The sequence below is a fragment of the Aerococcus loyolae genome, from assembly GCF_002871915.2.
GTDB classification, from domain to species: domain Bacteria; phylum Bacillota; class Bacilli; order Lactobacillales; family Aerococcaceae; genus Aerococcus; species Aerococcus loyolae.
Genome location: NZ_CP126958.1, coordinates 654068 through 669844, shown reverse-complemented (window position 1 = coordinate 669844; position 15777 = coordinate 654068). Strand labels below are relative to the sequence as shown.

Sequence of the window (15777 nt, the reverse complement as noted above, 5' to 3'; positions counted from 1 at the left end):
ACTTGCTCCCTTTCCACTATTTTTTATAACATGATCGGAGGATGAGCGAAAAGCTGACTTTCTTTACTTTTCATAACTACTTGCTGATAGATTTCATCCACACGAATCCATAAAGGCCAGGCCTTACTTTCATCCTTGCCTACACGGTTTATCATAGCATAAGAAGATGGATCTGTAATTTCTAAGCCTTTTAAATATTTTCTTCCCCTAGCATTGGCCCCTAAAAGATAGAGAGGTTGACGTTTTTTTAAATGATCCTGCATTTCCTGGTCAGAAACACCTAAGAAAATCATCAAAAGCGCCCGTTGGATCCGGTATTTAGACCATTTTTTATTGCTAACCCGATTGAGAAAATCGGCATAGTTAGTCTCCTGCCGGGCTGCCGCAATAAAGTTTTTTTCAATACCTTCGTAAACTTGATAGTAGTCGGCTAGCTTTTGGCGAGATTCAGATAAAATTTTGTAACGCAATAAGGGGTACAAAGTTGACCAGGAACTGTCATAATTGACTAGCTCAAGCTTTTCCACCATTGCCTTAGGCATCAGCCGGTCGAGCTGACGGGAATCTATCTGATCCCCCAGTATAGCCTTCCTAATACTGCTACTGGAAGCAAAATTAGCCCCTGGATTCAAATCTTGGTCTCGGTGCTGACTTCCTTGTCGCTTAATTGCAGTTAGGGACATGGGTGCTTGATACTTAGCGTTGGCCTTGGCGTAAGAATAGGCTAATAAGACATTACTGTTATCAGTAAAATCAATCTTCAAATGCCTCAATTCAGGAACTTCCGCCACTAAATCAGCTAAGAGACTAATCGAGCTCTTCCCATAATTATTGGCATGAAAGGCTCCATTTTGCTGTTTCAAAGCCACAATCTCTTCATGGTCACTCACCCATTGGGCTAATTCTTGGTAAGGTGTAAAATCCTCTAACTCACTACCAAAAGCTAATTGTTGGCAGCCTAGAGCATGTAGGCAGCCCACCGCCCCTTTTGCAAAAAGGTCAGCCGGTTGGACAGCATACCAAAAGGGAAGTTCAACCACCAAGTCGCAGCCATTTTTCAAAGCGACTTCTGCTCGTTGCCACTTAGAAAGCAAAGCTGCTTGGCCCCTTTGCACATAATTGCCACTCATTATGGCAATGATAACTGTATTAGGTTGACGGCCCTTAAGCTGTTGAATCAGATAGGCATGACCATTATGAAAAGGATTCCATTCTACAACCATTCCACAGACAGACATGTTAGGTTAACCTCCTTAACTCATTCAGTCTTCCCCTGGAAATATCTACTTACTTTTTACAGGAAAAGAAGAGCCGACGACTCTTTTCGCTAGGTTTATCTTGGCTAAAGTCTGCAGTGATTTGAATATCAGTAAAACCTGAGCTGAGTAAGGCATCTTGGTAGTTTCTTAGGGGCCAAATTTGTTCCTGATGCACTTCTTCAAAACGCTGGTAAAGTTGACTAGCCTCATCCTTAACAAAGATATTTAACAAATGATCGATGGTATTAGGCCCCCTCAACTGGTCACTTTGCCAGGTGAAAACAGCATCATCCCAGCTATCTACCCATTGAAAGTCAGGGTAAATGCAATTCATCTGGTAGGAACTATGGATATCAAAGAGCAGGAGGCCTCCCTTTTCTAAGGCCTCATAGCAGGCCTTAAAGGTAGCCTCTAAGTCAGCTAGACTGTCTAAGTAACAGATGCTGTCACAAAAGATGGAAATCAGGTCATAGCTTGTCTCAGTTTTGAAGCTACGCATATCTGCTTGAAAGTAAGGAATATAGATTCCTGCCTCCTGCATCTCTGCTTGAGCAATCGCTAACATCTCTTCAGAAAGATCCATCCCGGTCACATCATAGCCCGCCTTGGCCAGTTCCAAGGTTAGTCGACCATCTCCACAAGCCATATCCAAAATTTTTAGTCCCTCTTGATGAGTCAAGCGCGTCTCAACCTGATCTTCTAAATAATTCTGCCAGGCCTGGTAGAGGGATTGGTCAAAAATTTGGTGGTAGACTTCACTAAACAAGGCATATTGGTTAGTCTTCATCTTCAGTTTCCAATAAAGCCGTTAAATTGACCAATGGCGCATCATTCCACAATTTTTCAATATTATAATGACTACGCACCTCTTTATTAAAGACGTGGACAATGACATCCACACAGTCAATTAATACCCAAGCATGGCCGTCTTTCCCTTCAATGCCTTTAACCTTATAGTCTGCTGCTTCAACAGCTTCCGCAATACTATCCACAATGGCATTGACTTGTCGGTCATTTTTAGCGCTAACAATAACGAAATAGTCAGCCAGTGGGGTTAATTGGTTAACTTCTAGAGCGACAATATCTTGCCCTAAGCGATCGTCAGCTGCCTTTACAATAAGCTCCATTAACGGACGATTTAATTGATTAGTCATTCACTCTTTCCTTTCTTATTAATCCAAGCGTTATACACCGCTAAACTTTCAGGATAAATACTTTGTCCCTTGTCAATCAGATGTTTTAGATTTTGCTTAATTTTATAATCCACTGCCAAATCAAGGGATTGCTCAGTTAAGGCCCGAGCTTGATCCACACCAGGGAAGTCACGACCCGGCTCCATATAGTCTGCTAAAAAGACTAACTTAGCTGTATTGGTCCAGTCAATACTTCCAGTGGTGTGCTTATAAATGGCATAATAAATTTCTAGATCGTGGAGGCCAAATTCATCCACAGCCTTCATGGCTGCTAGGGGGCCATGCCAGATCGCATTACCATAGTTCACCCACTCTTCATCGAAACCGGGGAAATGGGCATAGGTCTTTAAAGTTTCCAGACTATCTTCTTTAGCATAGTCATGGAGCAAGCCAGCTATCCCCGCCCGCTCCCAGTTCAACTGATATTTTTGGGCGAGCTCGATAGCGGTAGACTCCACCCGTAAACAGTGCTCGAAGCGATCCTTTGATAAATTATTTTTTAATGCCTTAATTAAGTCTTCACGACTAGCCACAATGTATTTGTGGGAATAACTTATTTCTTTAGTCACGATATAACCCTTCCTTATCAATATAGTCTCTGACCGCTTCAGGCAATAAGTAGCGGATGCTGGATCCCTTATTGACGCTTTGCCGTATATAGCTTGAAGAAATATCAATTTGAGGACTATCGACATAGATAATATTATAGTCACTCGGCATATCATAGCCAGGTCTTTGGACCCCGACAAAATGACAAAGCTGCATTAATTCTTCAACCCGGTACCACTTAGGGAGGTTTTCCACCATGTCACCGCCAATAATAAAATAATACTCATTATCAGGGTGGAGGGTAGTCAAGATATCCATAGTATCGTATGTATAGGATTTACCGGGACGATCCAGCTCAATTTTTTCTATTGCAAAGTGATCATTTGCTTGAATGGCAAGGTTTAGCATGGCCAAACGTTTGTCGGCAGCAATGGTCTCCTTATGCTCGACATGAGGCGGAAGATTGCTAGGCATAAAGTCCACCCGGTCCAGGCATAACTTTTCATAGACCTGTTCAGCCACCATCAAATGCCCCTGGTGAATGGGATTGAAGGTTCCCCCTAAAAGGCCAATTCTTTTTTTAGGCGAACTGCTTTCCTGGGCTTCTTCAAGGACTTGGCAGCTGTAATTTCCTTGTCTTTGCCTGTTTTCAGCCATTCATTACACTCCTTTATTTTTTAAGGCGCGAATTTCTTTCGATAGCTTTTGGTTCTTTTCCTCTGAGGAAGTCCGGTAAAGGATGATGGTGTGTCCGATACTATAAGCGAATTGAGGCGCTAGGGCCTGGTCAATTGCTTCAAGAGCTTGGTCAGTTTCAATCCCGGCATTTTGTAGGACTGAGACTTTAACTAACTCTCTCTTCTCTAGGGCTTGGTCAATTTGTTCTATTAACTCATCCTTTAAGCCATTTTTACCAATTTGCAAAATAGCTTTCTCATGATGAGCTGCTTTTTTGATTGCCTTTTTTTGTTTATTAATTAGCATATTTCCTCCTAAATAAGTGGTTTTCTTTGAAAAATATCGACTGCTTTAGGTGCATAAATAGCTACTTTTCCTGGCTTTTTGATACTTAACCAGCCTAAGCCAGCAATAACCAGGTCACATGGCTCCTTGATGGTATAGGCCTGACTAACAAGATCGGGAAATTGCTCGACTTCACTGGCACTTGGTGGGGCGAGTAAGTCTCCTTGGTGTTTGGCTAAGAATTCATCAGATCCTTCAGTTTTTCGGCGATGGATGTCCACTTGATTACTTAAGTGAACCGTTACCCCTTGTTTGTCCCCTGCTAGATAGTCGAACCGAGCCATTCCGCCGAAGAATAAACTCTGTCCTGGATTCAATTGGAAAGTTCTCGGCTTTATCCGCTTTTGCGGTAGGATCTGCTCAATACTTTTATAATCCAACAAACTGGTCATTTGACTGTCCTTAAGAATACCTGGTGTATCAATTAAGTCACTCGCTTCATCAAAAGGAATTTTTATCAAATTTAAAGTGGTTCCTGGAAATTGACTAGTAGTAATGACACTATCGCTAAAACCTTGGGCCCTAAGCATACTGTTAATTAGAGTCGATTTCCCCACATTACTTACGCCGACAATGTAAACATTGCGGCCCTTGCGGTGTTGGTCAATAAAGGCAAAGAGTTCATCAATGGCCTTATTTTTGACAGCAGAGGTAAGAAAAACATTTCTGGCTTTAAAGCCTTGGTCTTTTAAATATTTCTTCAGCCAGGCTTCAATTTTACTACTTTTGACATCACTAGGAAGTAGGTCAACTTTATTCGCTACAAATACAATATCATTATTTCCCACTAAACGTTCTAGGGACGGAATAATGGTGGACTGTACGTCAAAAATATCAATGACATTGACGACTAAAGCATCGTCCTCACTGATCTCATGTAAAATATGCCTAAATTCTGCTGGGGTCATTTGGACTTTTTCTAATTGGTTATAGTGGCGCAATTTAAAACAGCGCTGGCAATAGAGCTCGCCACTTTCTACCCCCTTGTCATAGGCGCTTTTGGGGGTGTAACCTCGCTCCTTGGGCTGGTCTGTTTGCAAACCCGCTCCACAACCAATACAATAAAGGACTTCCTCAGTCAATCCGATCCCTCCACTTTAATTCTGAATAGCGTCTCTTTAGTCCATTAAAGACAAAGCTTTCGATACGACGGTTTATCCGCGTGACTACACTATCACTGTTGGTCACCGGTCGGACCAAGACACTGCGCAAGCCTTGCCGGTTGGCCACAAAAATATCAGTCAATAACTGGTCGCCAATAATAATAACTTCTTCTTCTTTTAAGCCGGAAATTTTTAATAAATGTCTTATTCCCTTGCGAAAAGGTTTAAAAGCTGCTGAATAGTATGGAACTTGCAATTGATCTGCGACATGTTTTACCCGCTGTTCATTGTTATTCGATAAAATCATGACCTCAATGCCATTATCTTGCATCTCTTTGACCCATTCAATCAATTCCTGGGTAGCATCTGGAAAATCCCAGGCAATTAAGGTGTTGTCTAAATCAGTTATTATCCCTTTCACACTCAAGCTCTTGAGGGCTTGGGGAGAAATGGAATAAATTGTATCTACCAACCAGGTCGGTAGGAAGTAGTCTGTGAGCATATCCCTCTCCTCTCTACATTTCTTACATTATAGCATAATCATGGGCATTGATAATTGATAGGGTCTTTTAAATAGAGGAAAACACGACTCCTAAAACTAGTGGCTAGAAGTCGTGTTTAAACATATTATTCAAACTCATCCAGGGTTTTCACTTCTTCAAAGCGACTCCCCTTATCATCAATAGCAAGGTCATAGAGACTGACCTCTTCAAGGCTAGCCTCCAGCAGGTCCTTAATTTCTTGACTATGGGAAGCCTGGACCATGGTCATTACAGTAGGTCCAGCTCCACTAAGATAAGTGCCATAGACTCCAGGAACACCTTTTAAAAGTTGACGCACTTGTTCTAATTCAGGCACTAAGCTCTTACGATAAGGCTCATGGAAATAATCCTGTTCCATTAACCGCCCCGCATCATCCAGATTGCCTTCCATTAACTTGGAAACTAAAACATTCCCCATCCCATTGGCCCGGACAGCATCAGCATATGAGAGCTGATCAGGAAGAACTTCGCGAGCTTTTTTAGTCGATAATTGATAATGAGGCACGGTAGCGATTAAGCGGGTATTAGGAAAGACCTCCTTAGACCAAATCACTTCTTCAGACCCGATGGCCACTCCAATCACTAGTCCGCCTGCTAAACAAGGAGCAATGTTATCAGGATGTCCTTCGATTTTATTGGCTAAATTGATTTTGTGGCTAAGTGACCATTGGAATTGATTGAGATAATCAACAATTTCAATAGCAGCAACAATGGCACTGGAACTGCTCCCTAGGCCACGTGTGACGGGAATCTGACTGTGCATATATAATTGTTGGGGCGGCGTTTGGGGAGCAAGATCGAGAATAGTTTTTATCAATAGGTTATTCTCATCAGTCGGGACATCATTCCCCAGGTTATGTCTAATCTCCCATTCTTGACTCGGGCCGATAATATCTACTCTTAAATACAGGTCGACAGCCACCCCGACCGAGTCAAAACCTGGGCCTAAATTGGCTGAAGTGGCGGGAACTATAACACGCTGCATGCTTTAGTCCTCCTTCTCTTCTTTAAAAATAGGATAGGAAGCCAATAACTCCACTCCTTGAGCGCTTTCAAGCTGCTTGGCAATGGCTTGATGGGAAGAATAGCTACCTGGACTGGTTAAGATATACAGCATTCCCTCTTGGTAATTACCCAAGTGGTTAATAGAGATCCCTTCTTGGTTGAGGAGATCGAGCAGGGTCTTTAGACCTTGACTCTGGTCCTGGATGGCTAAACGATAATAATACGGATAGTTGGCTTGGACAGACAAGTGAACCTTCTCATCTAAACGATAATTGGCAAAGACTTGGTAGTCATCATTTTCCTGGTTCTTAGCGACTTGGATGATATCACTCACAACAGCAACCCCTGTTGGCAACTCGCCGGCTCCGGGACCGTAAAACATCATTTCTCCGCCAGCCTTGCTCTTGGTATAAACAGCATTCATCTCTTGCTTAACCATGGCTAATGGATGTGACTTTTCAAGTAAAAAGCTTTGCACTTCACAGGCAAAATTTTCTCCTTGACGGTCAAGGACTGCCAAGGATTTAATCACGTAACCTAAATTCTTAGCAATCTCAATATCTACCGCATTCAAGTCACTAATCCCTTTAATCATCACGTCATCTAAATTAAGACTAATACCAAAGCCCATCTTGGCGAGGATAACCGCCTTACGACCAGCGTCAAGGCCATCAACATCGGCACTAGGATCAGCTTCGGCGAAACCGAGTTTCTGAGCTTTAGCTAAGGCTTCTTGGTAGCTAGAACCATTTTCGGTCATTTCGCTAATAATAAAGTTAGATGTCCCGTTTAGAATCCCTAATATTTCAGTGACTTCATCGCCGGCGAAACTATTTCGTAGGGTGTTTAAGATAGGAATACCACCAGCGACCGCCGCCTCGAAGCGTAAGTCAAGTCCTTTATCTTCAGCGAGTTGACTTAAGGCAGCTCCATGTTCACAAATAAGGTCCTTATTGGCAGTAACCACCGCTTTGCCGGCTTGAAGAGCGCCTTCAATACATTGCTTGGCAAAATCTATGCCTCCCATGACTTCAACCACAATATCAATGTCAGGATCAGCAATAATTTCTTGATAATCAGTAACAATTTCAGCCTGATTAGAAAATTCTTCGGTAACTTTTTCGGGACTTCTGACAAAGATCTTTTTTACTTCAAGGGCATGGTGGAGTTGGCTGGTAATTTTGCCCTGATGATCGCGCAAAACGCGGAATACGCCCTGACCAACTGTTCCTAAACCTAAAATAGCTATCTTCTTACTTACCATACTTGCCTCCTTCTTATCTATTGCTTGGATATTTCTTCTAAAGCCTGCTTCACATAATAGCGATCAGTTGGGTAAGCTTGGTCGACACCATTAATTTTCATGGTATCTTCATCCCCCTTACCAGCAATCAAGACCACGACCTCCCCATCATAGGCAGAAGCCTGTTGAAAAGCATAGGCAATAGCTTGGGGACGATTAGGGATAATTTCTGCCTGACGCTTAGCCGCTTGAATGGGGCGGTTGATTTCTTGGCATATTTTTCCCACTGATTCAGTCCCAGGGTCATCCATGGTGAGGATAATTTCATCCGCATATTGGGCGGCCACTTCTCCTAAATCCTTTCGCCTCGAAATGGCCTTATCCCCTGCAGAGCCAAAGACGACAATACTATGGGCCTTGGGGTACATTTGCTGACTCGCTTCAAAAAGTTTTTCTAGGCTCAATTTATTGTGGGCAAAGTCAACGATAGCATGGATACGTTTATCCGTAGAATGATAGACTTCCATCCGCCCTTCAGTTTGTGCTTCTTGTAAGGCTTTTTTTATGATGTCATAGGGGACCTGATAATAGCGGGCAATCGCAATGGCGACTAGGGCATTTTCTACATTGAAGCGCCCCAGCATCTTCATCCGGATTTCCCCTTCAAAGTCAGGAGCATGTAAGACAAAGTGTTGTTGATCAGCCCCAGACACAATATTTTTAGCTAGATAATCGGCCTTTTCATCCTTAGTCGAAACCGTCACAATTTCCTTGACCGTTTTCGAATTGCTTGCTCTTTGATAAATTCGATCGATATGGTCAGCGTCTAAGTTAATCACCGCCAAGCGACTTTGGTCAAAGAGCTTTAACTTACTCATGAAATAATCTTCGAAATTGGGATGCTCGCTTGGCGAAATATGGTCCGTGGAAATATTTAGAAAAGCTCCGACTTCAAAGGGAACTTCTGCTACACGGTGATACTTGAGAGCCTGACTGGAAACCTCCATGGTCATAAAGTCGATTGCTGACTGGCGGACATGGTTAAAGCGATAGAAAAGTTCAAGGGATTCGGGCGTGGTTAAGTGGGATTCCCCTTGGTCAACACCATCATAGTAGTGCGAGGAAGACAGATAAGCTGTTGGGCCCTTTCCTAAGCTTTCCTGGTACAAATCAAGAATCTTAGTTAAATAAAAAGTGGTTGTCGTTTTTCCTTTAGTCCCCGTAATCCCAGTTAGGTGAAAGGCTTGGTAAGGAGCTTGGTAAAAGAAATCCGCAATAATAGGCATGGCTAAGCGAATATCTTCCACTTGAATGAGGGGTAAATCCAGCTCATAGTCCTGCTCACTCACATAAGCAACTGCTCCTAAAGCTTGGGCTTGTTCTAAATAAGCCGGTTTAAAATGGGCGCCCTTACAAAAGAATAATGTTCCTTCAGAAACCGTCTTGGAATTGTAACTTAAGTTTTGGACCGGCGCCTGACTCCTTAGTAGTGGACTCTTTAATTGCCCCCGTTCATCAAGTAGGCGACATATCTCCCTTAATGTCTTGTTCATAATTGCCTCACTTTCTCTTCTGAATTCCCATTATACACTAAGTCAACTTTGATTAACAAGATCAGCCCAATTGTCTATTTACAGAAAAAGCCTGGACAATTTCCAGGCTGTTGGTTGGTAAAATTATTGAATGAGGTCGTAAATCTCCATAGCGGCGAGATCGATGTCATCAAACTGAAAGGTTTGATCTACCCCATGCTCAATTAATAGAAAGCTTTCACTTTCACGATCATAGCGCACCATGCATCGTTCCTCGCCTTCTTTTTCAAATCGTCTCACTTCAATATCTGATCCCTCTTCAAGCATGGCCTCAAGTCGAGAAATAATCGCTTTTAGTTGTGAAGCTTGCATTTTTTGTCCCCTTTCATTACTCTTGTTTCATTTTAACAAAAAGTCATGAAATGAAAAGTAAAAATTATTGAAAGGGCCAGATATTTTCAGAAATTTTCTCGAAAAAGCTAGTATCGGCATCTTCCATCTGACTTTCTTGCTTCCTTATTAAAGAAGTATACAAGGCATAGACCCGTTCATAGAAAGTCTGGGCGGAAATTTCCTGTTCTAAGTGCTTAAAAGCTTGACAATTTTCTGATCTTGACTCTGCTAAGGTAAGCACTGCCTGACTGAACTGGTCAACCTGGTCAAGTAATTTACCAATCGGTGCTGTCCGATTTAAGTTAAGTAAATAGTCATTCTTCATTGCCACGATAGGCAGATGGTTACCAATGGCCTCGATAAAGGTAATTCCCTGGGTCTCAGTCACGGATAAATTCACATAAATATCTGCGATTTGATAATAACCATTAATTTCTTCATGGGGAACCATCCCAGTAAAAATAACTGCATGATTTATCTTGAGTTCTTGGCAAAGGGCCATTAAGTGGTCTTTTTCCGGCCCATCACCAACTATCAGGAGCCTAGCCTGGGGGATAAGTTCCAGAAGTTGAGCCATCTGCCGAATTAAGCTATCTAAATTCTTCTCTTGGGCAATCCGGTTAACCGTAATAAGAACCAGCTGATCGTCCTCAAACCCCAGTTCACGCTTTAATTTTTGGAGATCTGCCTCTGCTAGCTGCTGTGAAAAATGAACCCCGGTCGGTATTACTTCAATCGGACGTTCAACACCGTAGTCTAGTAGAACTTGGCGGATCATTTGACTAGGGGCAATGACCGTATTAGCTAATTGACAAAAATAACGAGTATAGGACTTAACCGCCGCCTTAGGAACTAAGTGACCATTTAAGATATAATGCAGGTAATTTTCATACCAGGTGTGATAAGTATGGACAATCGGTAGGCGCAAACGGTGGGCCACCATGACACCAAAAATTCCCATGGTAAATTCGGTATGGGTATGGATGATATCTAAGTCTAGTTCTTTGGCCTTTTTATAAATCGGTCGTAAAGTCGTCACTGCCACCCGACGTTCTTTAAAAAAGAGAAAGGGGATGGATTCGTACCTAAATATTCCTTCTTCTGCTTGATCCTCTTTCACCTTAGGATCTGTCGTGGTAAAAATATAAACTTGGTGGCCGGCCTTGGTCAATTCTTCTTTTAAGGTCTGAATTGAGCTAGCCACCCCACTAGTTTGTGGAAAATAAGTATCCGTAAAAAAGCCGATCTTCATTTTCCTCTCCCCTCATGATTATCTACTATTAAACTGTACAAAGTACTTTTATTTTAGCACAGGTCAGAGTGAATACCAATCCAAGAAAAAAGTGCTGGTATGATTGAATCACTCTCCTTCACTGAAGGCAGTATTCATTACCAGCACTTGATCAGTTTATTCTTTTTAGTCTAACTTAGACACATAGTCATGAACCATTTCGGCCACTTCTTCTGAACTGGTCTTTTCATTCATGGCTTTGTGAGCTAATTCTTCACATTCCTTAGAATCTAAGCGAGCCATTAAGGAACGCGATTTAAGAATTGAAGTTGCACTCATAGAGAATTCGTCTAAGCCCATACCAACAAGTAGTGGGATAGCGGTTTGGTCACCAGCTACTTCTCCACACATACCAGTCCATTTACCTTCTTTGTGACTAGCTTGAATCACATAGTTAATCAGACGTAGAACGGCTGGGTTATAAGGTTGGTAGAGGTAAGAGATATTATTATTCATTCGGTCAGCAGCCATGGTGTATTGGATCAAGTCGTTGGTTCCAATACTGAAGAAGTCAACTTCCTTGGCAAATTGATCAGCTAAAACAGCTGCTGCTGGGATTTCAATCATAATCCCCACTTGAATATTGTCAGCAACTTCAACGCCTTCGTCAATTAATTTTTGTCGTTCTTCCTCGTATAAAGCTTTAGCTTGACGCCATTCCTCTAAAGTAGCTACCATTGGGAACATAATACTTAATTTCCCATAAGCGGAGGCACGTAAGAGAGCCCGTAATTGGGTACGGAACATATCCGTTTCTCTTAAGCAAATCCGAATCGCACGGTAACCCAAGAAAGGATTCAACTCTTCTGGTAAGGCTAAATAAGGGAGTTTCTTATCCCCACCAATATCCATGGTCCGGATAACCACATTTTTACCGTTGAGAGATTCTAAAACTTCTTTATAAGCTTCAAATTGCTCTTCTTCAGTTGGGAAGTGGTCTGAATCCATATAGAGGAACTCTGTCCGATAAAGCCCTACACCTTCGGCCCCGTTTTCATGAACACCGGGTAAGTCCTTAGGTGAACCAATATTAGCAACAATTTCAAATTGTTTGCCATCTTTAGTTAGGGAATCGGCATCTTTAAGGCTTTCCCATTCAAGTTTTTGTTTTTGATAGGCCTTAGCTTTGTCCTTATAGCTATCAACAGTGGCTTGGTCTGGGTTAATTAAAACTTCCCCTTCAAAACCGTCGACAATGACTAAGTCCCCATCACTAACCGCTTCAGAAGCAGAAGTTGTTCCAACAACAGCAGCAACTTCTAAGCTACGAGCCATAATTGCTGAGTGGGATGTCCGTCCCCCAATATCAGTAACAAAACCTTTAACATATTTGTTTAACTGTGCTGTATCACTCGGAGTTAAATCAGGAGCAATAACAATTGCATCCTCATCAATTAAACTCAAGTTAGGGATTTTTGCGCCGATTAAATGCGCGATGAGGCGGTCGGTAACATCTTTAATATCCGCTGCACGTTCTTGCATATAAGGATTATCTTCCATGGCTTTAAAGATAGCAATGAAGCCATCAGCAGTTTGGCGCACAGCAGTTTGAGCGTCAAGATTTTCATCTTTGATTTTTTGTTGGTATGTCGCGATCATCTCTGGGTCATCTAGCATTTGTAAATGAGCATCAAAAACGCCTGCTTCTTCTTCAGATAGACGTTCTTGAGCAATCACTTTAATCTTAGCGATCTCAATGCGACTATCATCAATAGCCTTGGTTAAGCGGTCAATTTCCGCATCAGCATCTTCTACTTTTCCTTCTTCAAAGGATAAGTCAGGTTGTTCCAAAAGAAAGGCCTTAGCAATGGCGTAACCATCACTAGCCCCAATTCCTTTCAACTTTTCCATGTTATTCTGACAACCCTTCACTTTTCATGGTTTCTTGAATAGCTGCCATTGCTTCTTCTTCATCTTCACCTTCAACAGAGATGGTTACATCTGCACCTTGGCCTACTCCTAAGGACATTACACCCATGATAGATTTCAAGTTAACAGATTTACCTTTATATTCTAAGTTAATATCAGATTTAAATTTGCTTGCAGTTTGCACAAGTAAGGTTGCTGGACGAGCATGGATACCAGTTTCTGCAGTAATATTAAAGTCTTGAGTTTTCATTATTATAATCTCCTTTTTTTAAATCTACATAATTTGACGACTTTCCCAACTATCGCTTAAAGAAAAGAAAACCGTTACATTAATAATGTACCATTTTTTAAGCATGGTGACAACTACTTAATTAAATTCTCCTTGGCTTTAGCATGGGAAAACAAGCTTTATGACTTGAATGTCAAACATGGTCAATGTATAATGACTATTGAAGGTCAATGTTTATCAAAAAGGTATTTTTACAATATATGTATATTAAAAATATTGGCCAATTTCTTAAGAAAGGAGCGTGGCACTATTGAAATGCCAACGTTGTAACCAACGCGAAGCTGCCATTCACATGTATGCGAATATTAATGGTCAAAGACAGGCAATTAACCTTTGCCAGCCTTGTTATGCAGAGATAATTCGCAACCAATCTCAAGCTGGAAAAAGCAATAATGATAATACTTCATGGGGAAACCTCTATGAGCTACTCAGACAAATGCAAGATAAAGGGACCCATAATTCTAACGGCCAAGAGCCTCCACACCATCCTAATGATGGCCAAGGAAATAGCCTATTGGCTAATTATGGGACCAACATGACCGAATTGGCTCGACAAGGCAAGTACGACCCGGTCATTGGCCGTGACCAAGAAATAAATCGGGTGATCGAAATTCTCAACCGTCGAACCAAAAACAATCCTGTCCTCATTGGTGAAGCCGGTGTTGGTAAGACGGCAGTTGTGGAAGGTTTAGCTCAAAAAATAGTGGCTAAAGAAGTTCCTGAAAAGCTACAAAACAAAGAAGTTATTAGTTTAGATGTGGCTTCTTTAGTCCAAGGCACTGGGGTTCGGGGCCAATTTGAAGAAAAAATGCAAGCCCTAATCAAAGAAGTCAGCTCAAATCAATCAATCATTCTATTCATTGATGAAATCCATGAAATCGTGGGAGCAGGAACAGCCGATAATTCATCAATGGATGCTGGCAACATCTTAAAACCTGCTCTGGCTCGGGGTGAAATGCAATTAGTCGGAGCAACAACCTTAAATGAATTCCGTCGTATCGAAAAAGATGGCGCTCTGGCTCGCCGCTTACAACCTGTTCAAGTGGATGAACCCTCGGTGGAAGAAGCCATCACTATTATCAAGGGCCTAGCCGACCAATACCAAAAATTCCACCATGTTCACTTTACTGACCAGGCCTTAGAAGCAACGGTTATCCTGTCTAATCGTTATATCCAAGACCGGCAATTACCTGATAAGGCCATCGACCTTCTCGACGAAGCGGGATCCAAGAAAAATTTAACCATTCCCTTCTTGGATAAAGAGGCCTTAGAAAATCAGATTAAAGAATTAGAAAAATTAAAGGAAATGGCTACCGATGCTGAAGATTATGAGAAGGCAGCCTATTACCGCGACCAATTAAAGAAATATAAGGATATGGCCGCTAATAATGAAGCTGTTGTTGAACAAGTCCCAACGATCACCGTCGAAGACATCGAAGAATTAGTGGAAGCCAAAACTGGTATCCCCGTCGGCCAGTTACAAGACCAAGAACAAAGCAATTTATTGCAACTTGAGGATGAACTCAAGGAGACAATTATCGGCCAAGATCCCGCTGTCGAAAAAGTATCAGCAGCAATCCGCCGTAACCGTGTGGGCTTCCACCCAGGCAATAAACCCATTGCTTCCTTCCTATTTGTGGGACCAACAGGTGTTGGTAAGACCGAATTAGCCCGTCAGCTGGCTAAGCAACTCTTTGGTAGTGAAGAAGCAATGATCCGCTTTGACATGTCTGAATACATGGAAAAACACAGTGTCTCTAAGATGATCGGTTCACCACCCGGTTATGTCGGCTATGACGAAGCCGGCCAATTAACCGAGCAAGTCAGACGGCAACCTTATTCCCTCATTCTCTTAGATGAAGTGGAAAAAGCTCACCCTGATGTACTCAACCTCTTCCTACAAATCATGGAAGACGGCCGACTAACTGATGCACAAGGTCGGACGGTTTCCTTTAAAGATACCCTTATCATCATGACCTCCAATGCCGGGACGGGCAATGTTGAAGCTAGCGTTGGTTTTGCCGCTAGTCAACAAGGAAAAAACCAATCCGTCTTGGACCAATTGGATAATTACTTTAAGCCTGAATTCATGAACCGCTTTGACGGTATCATTGAATTCCAACCACTGACTAAGGAAGAATTAATTCAAATTGTGTACCACATGCTCACCAGCATGAACAAATTACTCAAGGGCCAAAAAATCAGCATTGCCATTGACGACCGAGTGAAAGAAGCTATTGTTGAACTGGGCTATGACCCCAAACTGGGTGCCCGCCCATTAAGACGGGTTATCCAAGAACAGATCGAAAACCAAGTCGCGGACCTATACTTAAAGGACCCAAGTATTTCCTATGTCCACTTTACCGTGGATGATTCTGGCGACATTGTTATTAATGAGAGTGAAAATAGTCAGGCCATTGAAGAAAGCGAAGCCGATTAATCAAATAAGTCGTTTGAAAAGGAGTTGGGATTTGTCCCAACTCCTT

The 15777-nt window shown here is 42.1% G+C and carries 16 protein-coding genes; 1 reads left to right on the top strand and 15 read right to left on the bottom strand.

Annotated features, from left to right (window positions below):
• Positions 1-23: 23 nt before the first annotated feature.
• From CJ190_RS02955 to CJ190_RS02885, 15 genes are all read right to left on the bottom strand, one after another.
• Positions 24-1238, bottom strand: a complete 1215-nt coding sequence (locus CJ190_RS02955) for a tRNA(Met) cytidine acetate ligase (protein WP_064292301.1) — start codon at positions 1236-1238, stop codon at positions 24-26.
• A gap of 49 nt (positions 1239-1287) precedes the next feature.
• The gene (locus CJ190_RS02950) at positions 1288-2046 is read right to left on the bottom strand and encodes a class I SAM-dependent DNA methyltransferase (protein WP_070598015.1); all 759 of its coding nucleotides are present in this window, start codon (positions 2044-2046) and stop codon (positions 1288-1290) included.
• Entirely contained in the window at positions 2036-2413 is a 378-nt protein-coding gene (rsfS, locus tag CJ190_RS02945) for a ribosome silencing factor (protein ID WP_064292299.1), read from the bottom strand. The genes CJ190_RS02950 and rsfS overlap by 11 nt, the downstream gene beginning before the upstream one ends.
• Entirely contained in the window at positions 2410-3021 is a 612-nt protein-coding gene (yqeK, locus tag CJ190_RS02940; RefSeq protein ID WP_064292298.1) for a bis(5'-nucleosyl)-tetraphosphatase (symmetrical) YqeK, read from the bottom strand. Before yqeK ends, rsfS begins: the two co-directional genes overlap by 4 nt.
• Positions 3014-3658, bottom strand: a complete 645-nt coding sequence (locus tag CJ190_RS02935) for a nicotinate-nucleotide adenylyltransferase (protein ID WP_064292297.1) — start codon at positions 3656-3658, stop codon at positions 3014-3016. The genes yqeK and CJ190_RS02935 overlap by 8 nt, the downstream gene beginning before the upstream one ends.
• Positions 3659-3661: 3 nt before the next feature.
• Positions 3662-3985 carry a ribosome assembly RNA-binding protein YhbY gene (gene yhbY, locus CJ190_RS02930; protein WP_064292296.1) on the bottom strand — a complete coding sequence of 108 codons (324 nt, stop codon included), beginning with the start codon at positions 3983-3985 and terminating at the stop codon, positions 3662-3664.
• Between the two features lie 8 nt (positions 3986-3993).
• Complete coding sequence (yqeH, locus tag CJ190_RS02925; RefSeq protein WP_070598014.1) at positions 3994-5106, bottom strand: ribosome biogenesis GTPase YqeH; 1113 nt, start codon at positions 5104-5106, stop codon at positions 3994-3996.
• Positions 5099-5629 (bottom strand): YqeG family HAD IIIA-type phosphatase, encoded by a 531-nt coding sequence (locus CJ190_RS02920; RefSeq protein WP_064292294.1) that lies wholly within the window; start codon positions 5627-5629, stop codon positions 5099-5101. Before CJ190_RS02920 ends, yqeH begins: the two co-directional genes overlap by 8 nt.
• Before the next feature lie 125 nt (positions 5630-5754).
• Positions 5755-6654 carry a homoserine kinase gene (gene thrB, locus CJ190_RS02915; protein WP_064292293.1) on the bottom strand — a complete coding sequence of 300 codons (900 nt, stop codon included), beginning with the start codon at positions 6652-6654 and terminating at the stop codon, positions 5755-5757.
• Positions 6655-6657: 3 nt separating this feature from the next.
• On the bottom strand, positions 6658-7938 hold the full coding sequence (locus CJ190_RS02910) for a homoserine dehydrogenase (RefSeq protein ID WP_064292292.1): 1281 nt from the start codon (positions 7936-7938) through the stop codon (positions 6658-6660).
• 17 nt (positions 7939-7955) lie between these two features.
• A complete protein-coding gene (locus tag CJ190_RS02905; protein WP_082888602.1) occupies positions 7956-9470 on the bottom strand; it encodes a Mur ligase family protein in 1515 nt (504 codons plus the stop codon).
• Between the two features lie 123 nt (positions 9471-9593).
• Positions 9594-9821 (bottom strand): YkuJ family protein, encoded by a 228-nt coding sequence (locus CJ190_RS02900; RefSeq protein WP_013669196.1) that lies wholly within the window; start codon positions 9819-9821, stop codon positions 9594-9596.
• 64 nt (positions 9822-9885) lie between these two features.
• Positions 9886-11094, bottom strand: a complete 1209-nt coding sequence (locus CJ190_RS02895; protein WP_064292290.1) for a glycosyltransferase — start codon at positions 11092-11094, stop codon at positions 9886-9888.
• A 165-nt stretch (positions 11095-11259) separates the two neighbouring features.
• The gene (gene ptsP, locus CJ190_RS02890) at positions 11260-12984 is read right to left on the bottom strand and encodes a phosphoenolpyruvate--protein phosphotransferase (RefSeq protein WP_064292289.1); all 1725 of its coding nucleotides are present in this window, start codon (positions 12982-12984) and stop codon (positions 11260-11262) included.
• 1 nt (position 12985) lies between these two features.
• The gene (locus CJ190_RS02885) at positions 12986-13252 is read right to left on the bottom strand and encodes a phosphocarrier protein HPr (protein WP_013668503.1); all 267 of its coding nucleotides are present in this window, start codon (positions 13250-13252) and stop codon (positions 12986-12988) included.
• A 289-nt stretch (positions 13253-13541) separates the two neighbouring features.
• On the opposite strand from CJ190_RS02885, the gene CJ190_RS02880 reads away from it, so the two are divergent.
• On the top strand, positions 13542-15731 hold the full coding sequence (locus CJ190_RS02880) for an ATP-dependent Clp protease ATP-binding subunit (protein ID WP_070598013.1): 2190 nt from the start codon (positions 13542-13544) through the stop codon (positions 15729-15731).
• The last annotated feature ends 46 nt before the right edge of the window (positions 15732-15777 follow it).

Excerpts from the sequence above, each read along its gene's own strand:
- CJ190_RS02920 (WP_064292294.1), bottom strand. The coding sequence starts at position 5,629 with ATGCTCACAGACTACTTCCTACCGACCTGGTTGGTAGATACAATTTAT.
- yhbY (WP_064292296.1), bottom strand. The coding sequence starts at position 3,985 with ATGCTAATTAATAAACAAAAAAAGGCAATCAAAAAAGCAGCTCATCAT.
- CJ190_RS02905 (WP_082888602.1), bottom strand. The coding sequence starts at position 9,470 with ATGAACAAGACATTAAGGGAGATATGTCGCCTACTTGATGAACGGGGG.
- CJ190_RS02935 (WP_064292297.1), bottom strand. The coding sequence starts at position 3,658 with ATGGCTGAAAACAGGCAAAGACAAGGAAATTACAGCTGCCAAGTCCTT.
- ptsP (WP_064292289.1), bottom strand. The coding sequence starts at position 12,984 with ATGGAAAAGTTGAAAGGAATTGGGGCTAGTGATGGTTACGCCATTGCT.
- CJ190_RS02955 (WP_064292301.1), bottom strand. The coding sequence starts at position 1,238 with ATGTCTGTCTGTGGAATGGTTGTAGAATGGAATCCTTTTCATAATGGT.
- rsfS (WP_064292299.1), bottom strand. The coding sequence starts at position 2,413 with ATGACTAATCAATTAAATCGTCCGTTAATGGAGCTTATTGTAAAGGCA.
- CJ190_RS02885 (WP_013668503.1), bottom strand. The coding sequence starts at position 13,252 with ATGAAAACTCAAGACTTTAATATTACTGCAGAAACTGGTATCCATGCT.
- CJ190_RS02900 (WP_013669196.1), bottom strand. The coding sequence starts at position 9,821 with ATGCAAGCTTCACAACTAAAAGCGATTATTTCTCGACTTGAGGCCATG.
- CJ190_RS02895 (WP_064292290.1), bottom strand. The coding sequence starts at position 11,094 with ATGAAGATCGGCTTTTTTACGGATACTTATTTTCCACAAACTAGTGGG.
- CJ190_RS02950 (WP_070598015.1), bottom strand. The coding sequence starts at position 2,046 with ATGAAGACTAACCAATATGCCTTGTTTAGTGAAGTCTACCACCAAATT.
- thrB (WP_064292293.1), bottom strand. The coding sequence starts at position 6,654 with ATGCAGCGTGTTATAGTTCCCGCCACTTCAGCCAATTTAGGCCCAGGT.
- CJ190_RS02910 (WP_064292292.1), bottom strand. The coding sequence starts at position 7,938 with ATGGTAAGTAAGAAGATAGCTATTTTAGGTTTAGGAACAGTTGGTCAG.